The sequence below is a fragment of the Pseudoalteromonas sp. BZB3 genome, from assembly GCF_040104455.1.
In the GTDB taxonomy this organism is placed as follows: domain Bacteria; phylum Pseudomonadota; class Gammaproteobacteria; order Enterobacterales; family Alteromonadaceae; genus Pseudoalteromonas.
In genome coordinates this window covers 207,368-225,403 of sequence record NZ_JBECOS010000009.1, presented here as the reverse complement: position 1 = coordinate 225,403, position 18,036 = coordinate 207,368, and the positions used below count along the sequence as shown (strand labels likewise).

Sequence of the window (18,036 nt, the reverse complement as noted above, 5' to 3'; positions counted from 1 at the left end):
AATTGTTATTTTTATTTGTTTTTCTTTATGATCTACTTGTATTCATGAGCGTATTAAAGAACAATGCGTGCATAAATTCTTAGAGGAGTAACCGCTATGTTAGCCCCAGCAATGGTTGAAAAATTAAACGAGCAAATTAATTTAGAATTCTATTCTTCAAACCTATACTTACAGATGAGTGCTTGGTGTGAAGACAAAGGCTTCGAAGGTGCTGCTGAGTTTTTAAGAAAGCATGCCGTTGAAGAAATGGAACACATGAACCGTTTATTCACTTATGTAAGTGAAACCGGTGCATTACCAATTTTAGGTGCCATCGAAGCGCCTCCTCATGAGTTTAACTCACTTGGTGACGTTTTTAGAACCACTCTTGAGCATGAATGCACTATCACTAAAGCAATCAATGAGCTAACTCATGTTGCTTTTACTACACATGATTACTCTACGTTTAACTTCTTACAATGGTATGTTGCCGAACAACATGAAGAAGAAAAGCTGTTCAAAGGTATTTTAGATAAGCTAGAGCTTATTGGTGAAGATGGTAAAGCACTATTCTGGATAGACAAAGATCTTGCTGAATTAGCTAAAACGGGTAGTACTTCTATTATGGAAGCTGGCGCTTAATCTAAAGCCCTAAAACGAGAAAAGGTAGCTATTTGGCTACCTTTTTTGTTTGTACATTCGATAAGTTAAAATTTCCCTGCTGGTGGCCAGTTTGGGTTATCGATTTCATCTTCCCCTACTGCACTGTCAGCTTCAACCGTAATTGCATTAGGCACATTGTCTTTAGGAATACAGAGTTCAACAACGTAATTGTTATGCTCATCAGCGCGAATTTCTTCTAGCACTCCGTAAAATTGCTCAACAGAGGTCACTTTACGACCTTCTCCACCAAATGCATCGGTAATTTTTGCAATTTCCCAATTGGGTAAATCATTATAATGATAAACATCATTTAACAATTTATCTGGATAATCGACTGGGGGTTGCCTAAATGGATTCGGATTAACCAAGTATTGTTCAATGCCGTAAATTCCGTTTGCAATAACAAATACAACCGTGTTTTGCCCATAAGCATGTTGGTCAGCAACCGCTTGGCAAGTTTCATGAAATGCGCCATCTCCGACCACAACAATGGCGCGCTTATCAGGAAATGCACATTTAATACCAGTACCTGCTGGCACTGAATAGCCTATAGAAAGCCAAGCAGCTTGCGCAACAAAACCATTTCGGCTCGGTACTTTAACACTCTGCGCACCAATCAAAGGGAAGCCGGCATCGACGACCATGATATCATCTTCAGTTAGCCACTGACTCATGGCTGAGAAAAAGCTGTCATACCCTAAAGATTGCGCTAAATTACTCTGACTCGACATAAGTTTAAAGCTCGTGTTATTTTGAGTGCGTAAGCCTGCGAGCTCTAGCAATTCCTTCTTCGCAGCTATATCAATAAATTCAGCCAGCATGGCATCAATAAAAGCTTCTAGAGTGACGGATGCATAAAACTCAGCGCCGACAAACACCCCACCGTGAGCAGCTAGAATAGTGTTACTGCTGCGTATATCTTCATTGCCAGTATCTTTACCTGTGGTCCATGCACCGATGCCAACTAACACACCATCTTCACCGACTAAGTTATCAACTTCTTGTTTTTTTAGTGTGACACAGCCTTCAAAGTAACGATGTGATTCTTCTATGACTGACTTACTCAATGCTGATGTCACAAAATGAATATGTTGATCCGGCACAGTATGGGTTTCATTAATAAAATCGAGCAATGATAAGAACTTGTCTTGCAGGCCATACCTTTGTAATTCGACGCCCGCCCAGAAAATACTTTTTGGTTTACTGCGCATTAAATTTACCGCAGCTTTTGCTGCTGGTTTTGCTTCACTCACTGTAACTGTTGCACCCATACCAGAGCTAAGTTTACCGCTTGGTTTTTGACAATCCGCACGCCACACATCTTCAGCTACTTCAAAATATATGGGTCGGCGCTCTGTCAACATGGCGGTAATCGCGGCATCAATTTGATAAGGCGCTTGTTTGGCATTGGTGATCCGCTCAGCTGCGACAGTCACAGGTTTAAACATATGAATGTCTACAAACTCATATCCCGTTGTATGTGAATACAGTAAGCCTGCTTGTTTTGAAATTTGGTCTTCTTTATTGGTTGGCGCACCGTTTATTAAAATCACAGGCACTTGCTCGACATAAGAGCCGGCAATCGTATTAAGTAAACTAAATGCCCCCACACTGTATGTCACATAAAGTGCACTCACGCCTTTTAATCTTGCATAGGCATCAGCGGCAAAGCCTGCGCAAATTTCGTTGGCGTTGCCTGATATTTTTATCGGGGAATTGTCATCTGCCAAAATCGTGCCTAATAACGCAGCTGTATAATTACCTGCAACCCCAAACGTTTGTTCAATGCCTATTTGTTCCATTCTTACTTTTAAGTAATCTGCAACGGTAAAATTCTCGATGATATTCATAATTTCTTTCCTGGAAATACAAAATGAAAAAAGGGCCAAAAAGGCCCTAAGTCTTGGGGAAGTAGTTAAGCTTTATCGAAGTAGGTTAAATCAACGCCAAGAACAGTTTGAAGTGTTTCAATATGACATTGGCCTTCTTCAACATCGGTCGTTTCTCGATATCCTAAATCAAAATATTTATTGATCAGAGATTCACGGCGTGCGTTATATTTTTCTCGAATAACAATTGACGCATCAGGGTGTAGCGAAGCAAACGTGTATAGATTAAAGCCTTGCTTGAGGACTAAATCTGTCGAGCGCAGCGCACCTTCAACCCATCCTTGATAATCTGAGAATGCTTCACCGCAACACTACTCAATCCATTAAGTTTTCTACGCGATGTTTATATTCCTAAGAAAATAAAATGTATATCAAAAGTTAACAAAAGATAATTACATGAGATTACAGAAGCTAATTTACAGATCAAAAAAGGTGAAACAAATATGTTTCACCTTTTAAAAGTTAAGGATTGCTAGACATTAGAAGTTTTAATTTACAAACCACCTTTGGTCAGCTTCTCTGGGTTCAATAACTCTTTTAGTTCATTGACAGATAAATCGGTATGTTCACTCGCAACATCAACAATCGGTCGGCCTTCTTTATAGGCTGTTTTGGCAATAAATGCCGCTTTTTCATAACCTATGATCGGATTGAGAGCCGTCACTAGAATTGGATTTTTTGCCAAAGCTTTATTAACGTTTTCTTCGTTCACATTAAATGTTGCAATCGCTTTATCAGCGAGTAGTCGGCTGACATTCGCCAAGATGTCGATACTTTCAATAATGTTATGCGCAATCACAGGCAACATGACATTGAGCTCAAAGTTACCCGATTGACCCGCTACCGAAATTGTCGTGTCGTTACCAATGACTTGTGCACTGACCATGGCTGCCGCTTCTGGGATCACCGGGTTAACTTTACCAGGCATGATTGAAGAGCCTGGCTGTAGCGCTTCAAGTTCAATCTCAGCAAGACCTGCCAACGGGCCTGAGTTCATCCAACGTAAGTCATTGGCAATTTTCATATTCGCTACAGCCATTGCTTTTAATTGTCCTGAAAGGCCAACAATCGCGTCTTGTGAACCAATATGGTAAAAATGATTACTACTTGGTTTAAAACGAATGCCAATATTTGTACTTAAATATTGCGTGAACACCTTGGCAAATTGTGCATCGGCATTTACACCTGTGCCTACTGCTGTGCCTCCTTGTGCAAGTTCGTAGACTCTTTCTACACTACTTAATATACCTTGGTACGCGCAGTCAATCTGATGCTGCCAACCACCTAAGGTTTGCGCAAATGTTACGGGCATTGCATCCATTAAATGCGTACGACCTGTTTTAACTACATGACCGACTTGTTTAGATTTTTGCTCTATAACTTGCGATAAGTGCTTTAACGCAGGTAATAGCTCATAAACTACTGCGACCGCACTACTGACATGAATAGCGGTAGGGATCACGTCGTTTGAGCTTTGACCCATGTTAACGTCGTCATTCGGGTGGATCTGAATACCACTTTGCTGTGTTGCAAGCGTCGCGATCACTTCATTGGCATTCATATTTGAACTGGTGCCAGAGCCTGTTTGAAAAACATCAACCGGGAATTGGTCTAAATGCTCACCTTCAATAATACTTTGCGCTGCTTTGGCAATTGCCTGTGCTTTATCTTGTGGAAGGTGCCCTAACTCTGCGTTTGCTTCTGCCGCAGCTTGTTTAATGTAAGCAAGTGCTCGGATAAACTCTTGCGGCATAGTTAACTTACTAACTGTAAAGTTATTGACTGCACGCTGGGTTTGCGCTTTATAAAGTGCGGCTTCTGGCACATCTAAAACACCCATGCTGTCTGACTCTTGGCGAAATGTAGTCATCTTTGACTCCTATAAAAATGGATTAAATTCACGACACAGCACTCTTGCTTCAAGCTCCAGCGCCAAATATTTTTGTTTATCGGCTTGCTGCTGTTTGTAGAATCGCTTCAAAGCGAGAAGAGGCTTATATAGCTGCTCAAAACATTGCTTTCTGATTGACTCATGTACGAGTGGATCAGCAATTTTATTGAGTAACTCATTGAATACTCTTTTTAAATACAGTTCTTGTAACAATGTGCAGTGACTGCTGCCGTACCATTTTGCTAATGCCAAACTGCCCTCAATATATTGAGATACCAAAACAGGTGCTTCTAATTGAGGTCTTCGACAGTGGGTTTTTAAACAAGGTGTGTAACAAGCAATAGTTTCTTTCAAACACATATGAACCGACTTTAAAATCACAATTGATAATCATTATCATTACAGTTAATTAGTTGGTTTTCAAGTTTGAATTTGAAGAATTTACTTGGGAGTGATGAAGTAAGCCTGATACTGACAAATAATAATCAGGCTTAAATCTAAAAGCGTAGCTTTGTGAGGCTATAAAAACGAGAGTTGAGTTACATTTGTGTATTTATTTTTGCTTATGATGATCAACAGCAAAGCTAACAATGACTTTAAACATAAAGAATAAACTGATGAGTATCAGCCAATTTGGCATAGATAAACTTAGTAGTACTAAAATACCAAAACAAAATAAATTGGCGGCAATAAACGTTTGTAGTCTATTTCTCTTTAAAAAATTAACAATACACGCTGAAACAATTGTATAACCCCAAATCAATAAACTTTCTTGAACATACATATCAAGTAGTAACGCAATGATCACGTTATGAAAATGTATCGCGATGAATATTAATCTACTTTTATAACGTTGAGCGTAAAACTGATTTGTTCCTTGGCTGAAGTTAGCGATACAGCCTGCATAAACATCAAACACAATTAAAAAGGCGGCGATTACCTGCCAATGATTAAGCGATAAACCTGACAAGAAAAAAGTAACTATTGTCGCAATACAAGCGAACAATACTGTTAAGAACACTTCTAATCGAGTTTGTTGCTCTCCAAATACTTCATGAAAACATTTTGGCACTTCAAAATACTTCACTATGACCATCCTTATATTTATACAATTGGACTGGATAATAGCAAATCTCAATAATATTCAGTCATTATCAGGCATAAAAAAGGAGTGAAAATTCACTCCTTTTTCCATTTAAAACAAGCTAATTGCTTATTTTAATTTGCTGTCTAGCTCTTCGATTTTCGCTTTCCAAATCGCAGGGCCTGCAGTGTGCGCGTTGTTACCATCGCTGTCTACTGCAACTGTTACCGGCATATCTTCTACTTCAAACTCATAGATTGCTTCCATACCTAAATCTTCGAACGCTACTACGCGCGCTTTCTTGATTGCTTTGGATACAAGATAAGCTGCACCACCTACTGCCATTAGGTAGATTGATTTGTTTTGCTTGATAGATTCAACTGTCGCTGGACCACGCTCAGCTTTACCGATCATGCCCACGATACCAGTGTTTTCTAGCATTAGATCGGTGAACTTATCCATACGCGTTGCTGTAGTTGGACCTGCAGGGCCTACAGCTTCGTCGCCTACTGCATCAACAGGACCTACGTAGTAGATAAACTTGTTCTCGAAATCTACACCTTCAGGTAAACCTTCACCTGACAAGATCATGTCTTGAAGGCGCTTATGCGCTGCATCACGACCTGTTAAGATTTTACCTGAAAGAAGCACAGTTTCACCCATCTTCCAATCTAGCGTGTCTTCTTTCGTTAATGTGTCTAAGTTTACGCGACGTGTGTCTTCACCCACTTCAAACGTCAGCTCAGGCCAATCTTCAACTTTAGGTGCTTTAAGATCAGCAGGACCTGAACCGTCTAACGTGAAATGTACGTGACGAGTTGCCGCACAGTTCGGGATCATGACAACTGGCTTAGATGCAGCGTGTGTTGGAGCTGTTTTGATTTTAATATCAACAACCGTTGTTAAACCACCAAGGCCCTGTGCACCAATACCTAACTTGTTCGCACGTTCAAAGATATCTAAACGTAGCTTTTCTTCAGCTGTTTCTGCTCCGCGCTCGATTAGCTCGTGAATATCAACCGGATCCATTAATGATTCTTTCGCTAGTACCGCTGCTTTTTCTGCTGTACCACCAATACCTATACCTAGCATGCCTGGTGGACACCAGCCTGCCCCCATAGTAGGCAGTGTTTTCTCAACCCAAGCAGCAACATCGTCAGATGGATTAAGCATAACCATTTTCGTTTTGTTTTCTGAGCCGCCGCCTTTCGCTGCGATCATCACTTCAACTTCAGCACCTGGTACCATGTCAATATGTACTACTGATGGCGTGTTATCTTTAGTATTTTTACGTGCGCCTGCAGGATCTGCAACGATTGATGCACGAAGTGGGTTGTCAGGGCTGTTATAAGCGCGACGTGTACCTTCATCAACCATTTGTTGTACAGTTAAGTCTGTTTTATCCCACTTAACATCCATACCTACTTTAACGAAACACGTAACGATACCTGTGTCTTGACACAGTGGACGCTTGCCTTCAGCAGACATACGAGAGTTAATTAAGATCTGAGCAATCGCATCTTTAGCCGCTTTGCTTTCTTCTTTATGGTAAGCCTTTTCTAAAGCTTGAACGAAATCGAGTGGGTGGTAATAAGAGATATACTGCAATGCATCTTCAATGCTGTCGATGAAGTCTTGTTGACGGATCATACTCATGACGGTTCCTTAATAATCGTAAGTCAAATATAGCTTACGCCTTTAACATGTTGACGGTTTTAAGTGATTTTACCAATTGTATTAGAGTTTTGCTCAATTATAACGACAGATAACGTTTACCGAGAATCGGTTAACGGTAATGGTTCAATAACTAGGCGAAAATTAGTGTGCATAGAGGCTCTATACAAATAGTTTTCAATGACGTTAGTAAATCATTTAGCGCGTTAGAATGATCGATTTTTTAATTCAATTGGTATAGAGCATCACTATTGTAAAACTGGCAAATATGATACCCTCCTCGCCCGTTTCGGGCTAGTTTTCAGGTTCAAGTAAATGATAAATGAGCAAATCAATTGTAAAAAATTAGACATTAAGCTATCTACTGAGTTAGTTTTTGAGCAATTCGCCCATTTGCCTCACACAGTTTTATTAGATTCAAGTAACGCGCAACACGAAAATAGCCGTTACGACATCATCAGTTTTGAGCCAAAACACCTCGTCGAAGCGAAAAATAAGCACGTATTTTTGGATGGTAAACAACAAGCGCAAAGTTGTTTTGCCATTATGCAATCACTATTAAGTGATTTATCGAATACACAAGCCGCTGAAAATTTACCTTTTACCGGTGGATGGTTGGGTTACTTTGGTTACGACTTGGGTCGTTATATTGAGTCCATGCCCGAGTTGGCAATCGAAGACATTAATATGCCTGATATGAGTGCAGGTCTATATTTAGATGCACTGATTTTTGATAATCAGACATCCGAGTGGTTTTATGTTTCTCAGCCAAACTTTGATCGCCTTGACACATATTTAGCGGCAATTAACAAACAAGCTGCAAAAGCAGTTCCTTTTAAGCTCACCTCTGAGTGGCAATCGAATCTTGATGAAAGTGCTTATGAAAAACAGTTTGATAAAATTCAAGCTTATTTAAAAAGTGGCGACTGCTATCAAATTAACTTAGCTCAGCGCTTCAGTGCAGAGTTTAATGGCACCCCTTGGTCAGCCTACAAAACTCTCAGAGCACACAACAAAGCACCATTTGCTGCTTTTATAAATCACCCACATGGGTCAATTTTATCGGTGTCTCCTGAGCGTTTTATTTTAGTTGAAGATAACAAAGTCGAAACTAAGCCAATAAAAGGCACGCTGCCCAGATTAAAAGAAGTTATAGCCGATAAAGAGCAAGCCGAAATACTAAAGAATAGTCCTAAAGATCGCGCCGAAAATGTGATGATCGTTGACTTACTTCGTAATGATTTAGGTAAAGTGGCCAAACCAGGCACTGTGACTGTGCCTAAACTATTCGATATTGAAAGCTTCCCTGCTGTTCATCACTTAGTGAGTACCGTACAAAGTGAACTAGCTGAAAGCAAAACCGCTATTGATCAATTAGAAGCTGCTTTCCCTGGCGGCTCAATCACAGGTGCACCTAAAATTCGTGCCATGGAAATTATTGAAGAACTCGAGCCTCACCGTCGCAGTGTATATTGTGGCTCTATCGGTTATATCAGTGCCTGTGGCAAGATGGATACATCAATCACTATTCGAACTTTGATATGCAATGAAGATAAAATTCATTGCTGGGCTGGCGGTGGCATTGTCGCTGATTCAAAAGCCGCATTGGAATACCAAGAAACTTTAGACAAGGTAAACAAAATATTACCTATACTAAGTAATAGCTAAGTAGTAAAACGGGAGGAGCAAATGAAGTTATCTGACATTGTATGTAAATTTAACCTCAGTGCGCCTCTCATTGGCTCTGCCCACTTTGAAAATACCAGAGCAAGTGCCGTATTATTGCCCTTGCTCGAAGTGGATAACAAGGCCGCGTTATTATTCTGCAAACGCGCAGCCTACTTAAAACACCACCCTAGCCAAATTTGCTTTCCGGGTGGTAAGTTTGAGCAATTTGACCCTTCATTGCAGGCCACAGCAATACGTGAAACCAATGAAGAGCTGGGTATTTGTCCTAGCCACATTAATTCTATCGGCCAATTACCTACCCATAACACATTAACAGGCTTTACCATTTCCCCTATTGTCGCAACACTTCAATCTCACGCATCTTGGCACACTGACAGTGATGAGGTAGAACGCGTATTTACAATTTCACTCGAGCGTTTATTTGACGAAAAAAACTGGCGCTCAATCGAAGTACAATTAGGCGGAAAAGCCCGAAAATTCGATATTTTTCCTACTGAGCATGGCTTACTATGGGGCGCGACGGCTAAATTAGTTAAAAATCTTGCTCAACTGGTCAACTAACCACCACTTAGCCAGCGCAAAATAGTTACATTGAAATACTTTAACGTTATGATGTGCGTCCGTTCAAAGGCAATGTTGAGTAGAAGTTTATGATTAGTGCATTTGATATGTTCAGTATCGGGATTGGCCCGTCGTCGTCACATACGGTCGGCCCAATGCGCGCTTCACGTCTTTATGTAAAAGATTTACAAGAAAAACAATTAATCGACAAGGTTACTTCTGTCAAAGTAGAGCTATATGGCTCACTTGGTCAAACTGGTGTTGGTCACGGCTCAGGTAAAGCGGTGATTTTAGGCTTAGCTGGTTACGATCCTGAAACCATTGATGCCGATGCAGTACCTGAAATCTTAGACACCATCGAAAACGAACAAGTTATCTACTTAGATAAAACCCATAAAGCGGCTTTTCCAAAGCAAGGCGCGATTGTTTTCCATCGTCGTAAAACCTTGCCTAAGCACTCAAACGCCATGGAAATTTTCGCATATGCTGGCGATGAGCTAATTCATAGCCAGGTCTATTACTCTATCGGCGGCGGTTTTATTGTGACCGAAGAAGCCTTCGATCAAGAAAAGCAAGCCGCACTTGATATTCGCGCAGAAAACCCAGCACCTTACCCTTTCAATAATGCTCAAGAATTATTGGATATGTGTAAAGAGACAGGTTTAAGTGTGTCATCTTTGATGATGGCAAACGAAAAAACACTTCGCGCGGAAAAAGATATTAAAGACGAACTCTTCAATATCTGGACCGTCATGAAAGCTTGTATTGAGCGTGGTATGCGTACTGAAGGTATTTTACCGGGCGGCTTAAAAGTAAGACGTCGTGCACCGAGCTTATATTTAAAACTAAACGTTGAAAATAACAACGACCCACTGCGTGCAATGGACTGGGTTGATTTATTCGCTCTAGCAGTAAATGAAGAAAACGCAGCTGGCGGCCGTGTAGTGACAGCGCCTACAAATGGTGCGGCGGGGATCTTACCGGCAGTATTAATGTACTACCATACATTCATCAAAGAAGTTGATGCAGAAATTGCCACACGTTATTTATTAACCGCTGCAGCGATTGGTATTCTTTATAAAAAGAACGCGTCAATTTCAGGTGCTGAGGTTGGTTGCCAAGGTGAAGTTGGTGTGGCTTGTTCAATGGCAGCAGGTGCGCTGACTGAAATCATGGGCGGCAATGTTGTACACGTTGAAAATGCAGCAGAGATCGGTATGGAACATAACCTAGGTTTAACATGCGACCCTGTTGGTGGCTTAGTTCAAGTTCCTTGTATCGAACGTAACGCTATGGGTGCGGTGAAAGCCATCAATGCTTCGCGTCTAGCTATGCGTGGTACGGGCGATCAAAAAGTATCGTTAGACAAAGTTATTAAAACTATGTTGGACACGGGCAACGATATGAAAACAAAATATAAAGAGACTGCACGCGGTGGTCTTGCGGTTAATATTATCGAATGTTAATTAATACCGAATCTTAGATACAAAAAAGGCTGCAATTGCAGCCTTTTTCATTGATAAGATAATTACTTCACTGGTAACTCAATGTCTTTGAACAGCTCGTCTACGTCATCTTGATTACGCAGCAAGCTCGCTTTTTCAACCAACTCTTTGGTTAAGTGTGGTGCGAAGCGTTCAATAAAGTCATACATATACCCGCGTAAGAAACTGCCTTTTCTAAAGCCAATCTTGGTCGTACTCGCTTCAAATAAATGACTTGCATCAATACAAACCAGGTCGTCATCAGTTTGTGTATCGATTGCCATAGTTGCTAACACACCAACACCTAACCCTAAACGAACATAAGTTTTAATGACATCAGCATCTGTTGCAGTAAATACAATATGTGGCTCTAGACCATGAGCGTTAAACGCTTTATCAAGTTCTGAACGACCAGTAAAACCAAATACATAAGTGATCAATGGATACTTCGCGATATCTTGAACAGAAATATTCTTACCTAGCTGTGCAAGTGGGTGATCTTTGGTGACCACGATACTTCTATTCCAGTGATAGCAAGGCAACATGACTAAATCACTATAAAGATGCAATGCTTCAGTTGCGATAGCAAAGTCTGCATCACCACGGGCTGCTGCATCCGAAATTTGTTGTGGTGTGCCTTGATGCATATGAAGAGAAACCGCAGGATATTTCTGCATAAAACCTTGTATCACACCAGGCAATGCATAACGAGCTTGAGTATGAGTCGTCGCAATATTTAACTTGCCCTGATCTGGTAAAGTATGCTCATTCGCAACCGCTTTGATCCCTTCTACTTTAGATAGGATTTCTCTGGCGATATTGATGATTTCATTACCTGCTGGGGTAACATGCGTAAGATGCTTACCACTTCTGCCAAAGATTTGAACGCCTAGTTCATCTTCAAGCATACGAACTTGTTTAGAAATACCAGGCTGAGATGTATACAGGCTTTCAGCTGTCGCCGAAACATTAAGATTGTGATTGAGGACTTCTACAATATATTTTAATTGTTGTAATTTCATAATATTTTTATTGTTTTAGTTTTTTCATGAGCAACGGCGTCACGATTGAGCCCTACTGCATTTTGCCCTAGTTTTCTAAGGCTAGCATATTTACTCTCGTTCAGGTAGCAATTGCTAAATTTGTTTATGACTGAACAGAATTTATTTCTTAAACTATAATAAAAAGCTATGAAATAAATGTATTTTTTATCAGATTATCGTGTTGACCTATTCAGTAAAGAATTATTTCATGTAAGATAAAAATGGTTTCAAAACTTTATGATTGAGAAGTTGCTATGTTTGTTTCGATTATTATTATGCTTATCATTGCTTTGATCATCATTGCCGTATGGGTCAGTGCAATTCAACAGCATAAAGAGAAGCAAGAAGCTGAGCGTCGAAAAGAGCTTGCTAAACAAAAACGTATAATTGAAGAGTCTGAAGACGTCATTGTTAACAGTAGTAACATTCCTATGTCTGAGGTCATGGTCCAAGTGCTACAACGCCGTGTACATGACGCGCTCTCAGTCATGGTGGATCTTTCTCCAACCTCTAGAGAGTTGAAAAACCGTCTTCACGAGTCAAAAGAGCGTATGAGCTCTACGCCTGAAAATATTAATAACTCAGATAACCTAAGTTTACCAGACAGTGATAAACAACTTATTGCTCTTGTTCAAGGTATTAAAAAGTTACGTAGTGTACTTCGCTCAGAGCACTCAAAAGGCAAAGTAGACACTCAAAAGTTTGTTGCAGAAGATAGAAGGCTTGAAAAGCTACAACTTAAAATTAATGTTGAAAGCCAAATTAAACGCGGAGTTGCAGCAAGAACAGCAAACATGGTCGGATCGGCACGCCAATATTTTGAAAAGGCCTATGCTACTATTTGTGCAGTCACCTATTCTGATGAGTATGTAACCAATAAAAAGCAACAGTTAGAAGCATACTTAAACGAAATCAGTAATGAATTAAAAGCGTCTAATGAGTCCTCTGTTAAACAGAAAAAAGAACAAGAGCAAGATGACTTAGATGTTTTATTTGCACCGAAGAAAAAGTGGTAACACTTTTCTTCGGTTTCAAGTTTACCTGTTAACTAAGGGCAAACTTCACTAAAAATAAAGCAGTCAATGCCCATACACTGATTGTGATTTGTTCTTTCTTACCACATACCAATTTTACTGCCGTATACGCGATAAAACCTAATGCAATACCATGCGCAATTGAGAATGTCAGTGGTGTCATCAATAAAACGACACTAACCGGGATCGCATCTGTCATATCATCCCAATTCACTAACTTTAAGTTTTGTAGCATTAAAACTGCTACATAAAGAATCGCGCCGGCAGTGGCATAAGCCGGGATCATTTTTGCCAATGGTGCAAAGAAAGTCATTAATAAGAAGCATACTCCAACAACAACGGCGGTTAAGCCCGTTCTACCACCCACTGACACACCTGATACCGATTCAATATAAGATGTCGTTGTTGAAGTACCTAACATAGATCCTGCAATTGTGGCAGTACTATCAGCAGAAAGTGCGCGACCCAAACGTGGCATTCTGCCCTGCTCGTCTGCTAAACCCGCTTTTTGCGTTACCGCCACCAGAGTGCCTGATGTATCAAACAAGTCTACAAACAAGAACGCAAAAACAACACTCAACATAGAAAGCTCAAGTGCACCAGCGATGTCTAATTGCATAATAGTCGGGGCAATACTTGGCGGAGCAGACACTATTCCTTGATACTCAATCAAACCTAAAGCCCAAGCAGTAATCGTTACAATAAAAATACTGATCAGAACGCCACTTTTGACGTCTCTGAACATCAATGCTGCAATAACAAAGAAACTTAAAATTGCCAGTAACGGACCTGCACTGGTGATATCACCCAGTTGCACAAGCGTTGCAGGACTTGCGACAATTATTTCAGCATTTTTAAGCGCGATTAACGCTAAAAATGCCCCAATCCCCGTTGCAATCGCTTGCTTCAATACAAGGGGGATCGCATTAATAATCCACTCTCGCACTTTAAATAAACTTAAGACAAGAAAAATACACCCAGATAAAAACACGGCCCCTAATGCAGACTGCCAGCTATAGCCCATACCTAACACAACGCCATAAGTAAAAAAAGCGTTCAAACCCATACCTGGAGCAAGTGCAAGAGGATAATTGGCCCAAAAACCCATAATAAAACAACCAATTGCCGCAGCAATACATGTGGCAACAAATGCAGCACCAAAGTCCATACCTGTTTGCGCTAGCATTGCCGGGTTTACAAAAACGATGTAAACCATAGTGAGAAAGGTCGTGAGTCCAGCAATTAACTCAGTTTTAACACTAGAGCCTTGATGCTTGATTGAAAATAGCTTTTCGAGCATAGATGTTTCCATTGGTAAAAGTTAAAAGAAATTTATAATTCTTATTAAAGCGGCGCTATTCTAGCGGTTAATGACAGTGATTAAAAATGCAATTAAAGTTTCTTTTAGCTAAGGTTATTTGTCAGGCCTATTAATATTCCAGATTCAATTTTTACCGTAGTTTGTTTGGTATTTACTCAAGGCTGGGGCTACTAGCTGACTGAAGTCGCAAAGCATGGTTATTCGATGTAAGCCAGTCGATAAAGCAGTAGATGCTGTGACATAAAAGAAAATAAGGAGGGGCTTTTGCACCTTATATGAATAATAAAGGCATCTCATCACAAAAAGCTTTAAAAAATAACTGCATAATGACCGTAAAAATATATAATTAGTTAATCATTTGGCAAGAATTTAGCATAACTAAATTTATGCCCAACATGGTCACAAAGTTTTGACTACAATAATATTAAGCTTTTCAAAAATAGGTAGAGTATGGATAAATCGCCAGATAATAGCGCGGCGCATCACGACTTAGAGCAACAGCTATTTAATGTGCTTGAGTTCGTTACAACACCTCCTAATGGTGAACTACGCTATCCGAAAGAGCATGACTCTGTCACTGCTTTTAAAAAAGGGTTGTACTACCTACAAGAAAAATCTTATCCGCTGGCAACGAAGTGGCTGCGAATGGCTGCTATGTCTGGAGATAACAAAGCACAGTTTTATTTAGGATTGATGTTTATAAAAGGACAAGGTGTGCCACAGAGTGCATTTCATGCTATGGCTTGGTTGTCACTCGCTCAAAGCCAAGGTGTAGATGCGGCCAACGCAGTAATAGAACAAATCAAACCGCATTTAACAACGAAAAGAATCAAAGATGCACAGTGCTATGCTGCCACCTTGTACGAGCAAATTCATCAACTACAGTTCCAGTCTAATTAAGTCTATTTTTTCATACAGTAGTTTTATACAGTACTCACTGTGAAAACTACTGTATAACCCCCCCATATCTATAGCACGTCAAAATAGTCCAAACACCATAACTCATAACCAGTTGAATAAAATAGCTTTATTTTATAAACCTCATTAAAACTGATTAAAAAGTAACATTTCTGCTTGCATTAAAACACTGTGTAAACTACTGTATATAAATACTGTATAAACAACCAGTGAGATGATTATGTTACAGACAACCGCAGTTTTACCAAGCTCAGTAAAAAAAGTAGATGCCCCAAAAGCCGTTAACTTTGTTGAAACCCCTGATGAAATTTGTGCCAGTCTTGAACTACTTAAGATCATTCACCAATGCAATCACAAACAAGGCTGGACACTGCTAATCGCACCTGACCATATCCCAAATAAAGATATGCTTGAGGCCAGCTCAATAGATTCAAGTAAATTATTAGTGATCAGAAAAAAACACATCGTTGATTTAGAATATGTACTAAATTCAGCTTTGAATAATGGCAATTTTGCGGCGGTTATTACATGGACTGGTATTACGAATTCAGAGCTGCTTTCGCAAATGCACTTAAGCCAAACAGATATCTCGCTATACTGTTTTACTGAAACCAGCAGCAAAGCGTGTACAATAGAGCGCATAGCAAGTTAATAAAAGATTTTCTTATGTGTTACTGTTCTAACACTCAACCTTATGAGTCATGCTGCAATGTATTCATTACAAAGCATAAGTTACCTGAAACAGCGGAGCAGCTTATGCGCTCTCGTTACAGTGCTTATGCGACTAATAATGCGCAGTATATACTTGAGACTTATGCCAAATCTGAGCAACGTAATCACAGTCTTGAAGACATCGCTGCATTCGCTTCATTTGCCAACTTTATAAAGCTCGAGATCGTCGCAACAAAAACTGAACCTGAGTTTGATTATGTGGAGTTTAAAGCCCATTATTTGGCAGACGGAAAACATTGCCAAATACATGAGGTTTCAAGATTTATTAAAGAAGAAGGGGCGTGGCGTTACTTAGATGGCCAATTATATGATGTGCCAGAGTTAAAAGTATCTAGAAATGATCCCTGCCCCTGTGACAGTGGCAAAAAATTTAAAAAGTGTCACGCTAGCTGATTTAAACCGTATTTAAGCTCACTCACTATCATCTCGCATTAGGCGGACAACTGAACCGCCTGCTGCATTTCGCCGCTAGCTAATTGATCATAAAAACCCGCAGCATCTATTTTGGGTTTATCTATCTCTAATGCGCCAGCTCTTTGAGCGAAAATTTTAGCCTGCACAGTAGGTTCACAATTATCAATAATAGCTAACTCAATATGCTTCTTATCGTCTCTGATATGAAAAGGTTCTGGCGAAAGACAATTTCTTAGCCTTAACTCTGTAAGTCCCTGCTCATGAAGTAAACGGTTATTATTTTCACCTATGGTCATATCATAAGTGTTGGGTGCCATTTGTTGCTGGGGACCAATTTGAAGTTCTTTTTTTAACGCATCTCCACTCTTATCTGGCTCAGTTAATTCTGATTCAGGTAAATGAAATTCACTGAAGTCGAGTGCGTTTGGTGAAAGCATAGCCAAACAAAGCGCAAAGTCAGCACGACGCTCTTGTGCCACGCTTTTTGCTAGCGTGTCACCAAGCTGATGCTCCTTGTTTAAAATGCGCTCTAATTGCATAGAGTTTCACCGATTATTTAAAAAGTTATATTATTATCGGCATTTTTTTAATTTTCTTTAGTTGTTTTCTTTACTTAATAAAAAACTTTGTTATTATCAGCGCCGTTGTTTAGGAGGGGTTCCCGAGCGGCCAAAGGGATCAGACTGTAAATCTGACGGCTCTGCCTTCGCTGGTTCGAATCCAGCCCCCTCCACCACAACAACACATTACAACTTGGAGGGGTTCCCGAGCGGCCAAAGGGATCAGACTGTAAATCTGACGGCTCTGCCTTCGCTGGTTCGAATCCAGCCCCCTCCACCAAGTTGTACAAAATTAGATATACCCTGTGGAGGGGTTCCCGAGCGGCCAAAGGGATCAGACTGTAAATCTGACGGCTCTGCCTTCGCTGGTTCGAATCCAGCCCCCTCCACCATCTCTCTTTTATTAAATCATCTTATTTTATTCTATCATTAGCGCTTTACCATTCTTGTTAAACCATAATCTTGCTGACTTATAATCTTCATAGTGCTTTTCAACAAGTTGCCAAAATAATGTGTTATGTGCCAGTACATGACAATGTGCTAGCTCATGAACAATGACATAATCAATCATATGCTTTGGCGCCCCAGCAAGAAGGCTGTTAAAAGTAAGCGCTTGTTTATTGCTACAACTCCCCCAGCGGCTTTTATACTCCCTGATTTTCACCGCTGAAACATGACAATTCATTTGCTTAGACAATTGCTCTAAGCACAACTCTAAATAACTAGAGAGCAAATCTGTTAGTAATTTAATGATCGCTCGCCTAAACTTAAGGCTCTCTTGGCGAAGCACCTCAGGTAAATATATAAAGCGGCTCTCATGATCTAACACAGGCTTGTTTATATCTGAAAATTCAATCTTGTAAACTGAACCAAAAACCAAAAGTGACCTTGTTTGCAAAGGCTTTTGTTTATTAGGCGCAAGCTCTAGTTTCTGTCTTTGTGTATGTACCCAGTCTTTTTTGCTCTTGAGCCAATTTTCTAAAGCGACTTCACACACGTTTTCGGGGGCTGTCACGACCACTTGCTCTGGTGTTACTTTAATTGCAACCGTCTTTCTTCGTTTACTAAGCTTTAATTGATAATCAAACATTTTTAAGAAT

At 40.1% G+C, this 18,036-nt stretch carries 17 protein-coding genes and 3 tRNA genes; 11 read left to right on the top strand and 9 right to left on the bottom strand.

All coding sequences use genetic code 11. The features are described from left to right. The first annotated feature begins 96 nt into the window (after positions 1-96). Positions 97-621 (top strand): non-heme ferritin, encoded by a 525-nt coding sequence (gene ftnA / locus ABMY35_RS09210; RefSeq protein WP_058029484.1) that lies wholly within the window; start codon positions 97-99, stop codon positions 619-621. Positions 622-686: 65 nt separating this feature from the next. Here the strand turns inward: ftnA and ABMY35_RS09205 are convergent, their stop codons facing one another. The 5 genes from ABMY35_RS09205 to ABMY35_RS09185 form a co-directional block, all read right to left on the bottom strand. Then, complete coding sequence (locus tag ABMY35_RS09205) at positions 687-2,492, bottom strand: thiamine pyrophosphate-dependent enzyme (RefSeq protein ID WP_349285934.1); 1,806 nt, start codon at positions 2,490-2,492, stop codon at positions 687-689. 532 nt (positions 2,493-3,024) lie between these two features. Beyond that, positions 3,025-4,401: a class II fumarate hydratase gene (locus ABMY35_RS09200; protein WP_349285933.1), complete on the bottom strand. Its 1,377-nt coding sequence runs from the start codon at positions 4,399-4,401 to the stop codon at positions 3,025-3,027. 9 nt (positions 4,402-4,410) lie between these two features. Continuing rightward, positions 4,411-4,782, bottom strand: a complete 372-nt coding sequence (locus tag ABMY35_RS09195; RefSeq protein ID WP_349285932.1) for a hypothetical protein — start codon at positions 4,780-4,782, stop codon at positions 4,411-4,413. Positions 4,783-4,975: 193 nt separating this feature from the next. Beyond that, positions 4,976-5,509: a hypothetical protein gene (locus tag ABMY35_RS09190; protein WP_349285931.1), complete on the bottom strand. Its 534-nt coding sequence runs from the start codon at positions 5,507-5,509 to the stop codon at positions 4,976-4,978. 126 nt (positions 5,510-5,635) lie between these two features. Beyond that, positions 5,636-7,162: a fumarate hydratase gene (locus tag ABMY35_RS09185; RefSeq protein WP_130255919.1), complete on the bottom strand. Its 1,527-nt coding sequence runs from the start codon at positions 7,160-7,162 to the stop codon at positions 5,636-5,638. Positions 7,163-7,495: 333 nt separating this feature from the next. Between ABMY35_RS09185 and pabB the strand changes: the two genes are divergently transcribed. From pabB to ABMY35_RS09170, 3 genes are all read left to right on the top strand, one after another. Next, positions 7,496-8,848 (top strand): aminodeoxychorismate synthase component I, encoded by a 1,353-nt coding sequence (pabB, locus tag ABMY35_RS09180; protein ID WP_349285930.1) that lies wholly within the window; start codon positions 7,496-7,498, stop codon positions 8,846-8,848. Between the two features lie 21 nt (positions 8,849-8,869). After that, on the top strand, positions 8,870-9,430 hold the full coding sequence (locus ABMY35_RS09175; protein WP_349285929.1) for a CoA pyrophosphatase: 561 nt from the start codon (positions 8,870-8,872) through the stop codon (positions 9,428-9,430). Between the two features lie 89 nt (positions 9,431-9,519). Then, positions 9,520-10,896: an L-serine ammonia-lyase gene (locus ABMY35_RS09170; RefSeq protein WP_058029480.1), complete on the top strand. Its 1,377-nt coding sequence runs from the start codon at positions 9,520-9,522 to the stop codon at positions 10,894-10,896. Positions 10,897-10,958: 62 nt separating this feature from the next. Here the strand turns inward: ABMY35_RS09170 and cysB are convergent, their stop codons facing one another. Next, entirely contained in the window at positions 10,959-11,936 is a 978-nt protein-coding gene (cysB, locus tag ABMY35_RS09165; RefSeq protein ID WP_349285928.1) for an HTH-type transcriptional regulator CysB, read from the bottom strand. A gap of 275 nt (positions 11,937-12,211) precedes the next feature. Between cysB and ABMY35_RS09160 the strand changes: the two genes are divergently transcribed. Continuing rightward, complete coding sequence (locus ABMY35_RS09160; RefSeq protein ID WP_138565917.1) at positions 12,212-12,973, top strand: hypothetical protein; 762 nt, start codon at positions 12,212-12,214, stop codon at positions 12,971-12,973. 28 nt (positions 12,974-13,001) lie between these two features. Here ABMY35_RS09160 and ABMY35_RS09155 read toward each other — a convergent pair whose 3' ends face one another. Beyond that, positions 13,002-14,291 (bottom strand): NCS2 family permease, encoded by a 1,290-nt coding sequence (locus tag ABMY35_RS09155; RefSeq protein WP_349285927.1) that lies wholly within the window; start codon positions 14,289-14,291, stop codon positions 13,002-13,004. 471 nt (positions 14,292-14,762) lie between these two features. On the opposite strand from ABMY35_RS09155, the gene ABMY35_RS09150 reads away from it, so the two are divergent. From ABMY35_RS09150 to ABMY35_RS09140, 3 genes are all read left to right on the top strand, one after another. Next, entirely contained in the window at positions 14,763-15,212 is a 450-nt protein-coding gene (locus ABMY35_RS09150; RefSeq protein ID WP_138480444.1) for an SEL1-like repeat protein, read from the top strand. A gap of 238 nt (positions 15,213-15,450) precedes the next feature. Then, a complete protein-coding gene (locus ABMY35_RS09145) occupies positions 15,451-15,882 on the top strand; it encodes a SulA-like leucine-rich domain-containing protein (protein WP_349285926.1) in 432 nt (143 codons plus the stop codon). Positions 15,883-15,896: 14 nt separating this feature from the next. Then, positions 15,897-16,355 carry a YchJ family metal-binding protein gene (locus ABMY35_RS09140; RefSeq protein WP_349285925.1) on the top strand — a complete coding sequence of 153 codons (459 nt, stop codon included), beginning with the start codon at positions 15,897-15,899 and terminating at the stop codon, positions 16,353-16,355. A 38-nt stretch (positions 16,356-16,393) separates the two neighbouring features. Here ABMY35_RS09140 and ABMY35_RS09135 read toward each other — a convergent pair whose 3' ends face one another. After that, the gene (locus ABMY35_RS09135) at positions 16,394-16,915 is read right to left on the bottom strand and encodes a VC2046/SO_2500 family protein (RefSeq protein ID WP_349285924.1); all 522 of its coding nucleotides are present in this window, start codon (positions 16,913-16,915) and stop codon (positions 16,394-16,396) included. Between the two features lie 112 nt (positions 16,916-17,027). Between ABMY35_RS09135 and ABMY35_RS09130 the strand changes: the two genes are divergently transcribed. From ABMY35_RS09130 to ABMY35_RS09120, 3 genes are all read left to right on the top strand, one after another. Continuing rightward, positions 17,028-17,112 (top strand) — tRNA-Tyr (locus ABMY35_RS09130). Between the two features lie 19 nt (positions 17,113-17,131). Next, positions 17,132-17,216, top strand: a tRNA-Tyr gene (locus ABMY35_RS09125). A gap of 27 nt (positions 17,217-17,243) precedes the next feature. Further along, a tRNA-Tyr gene (locus ABMY35_RS09120) sits at positions 17,244-17,328 on the top strand. 26 nt (positions 17,329-17,354) lie between these two features. Here ABMY35_RS09120 and ABMY35_RS09115 read toward each other — a convergent pair. Continuing rightward, positions 17,355-18,026 (bottom strand): SprT family zinc-dependent metalloprotease, encoded by a 672-nt coding sequence (locus ABMY35_RS09115; RefSeq protein ID WP_349285923.1) that lies wholly within the window; start codon positions 18,024-18,026, stop codon positions 17,355-17,357. Between the last annotated feature and the right edge of the window lie 10 nt (positions 18,027-18,036).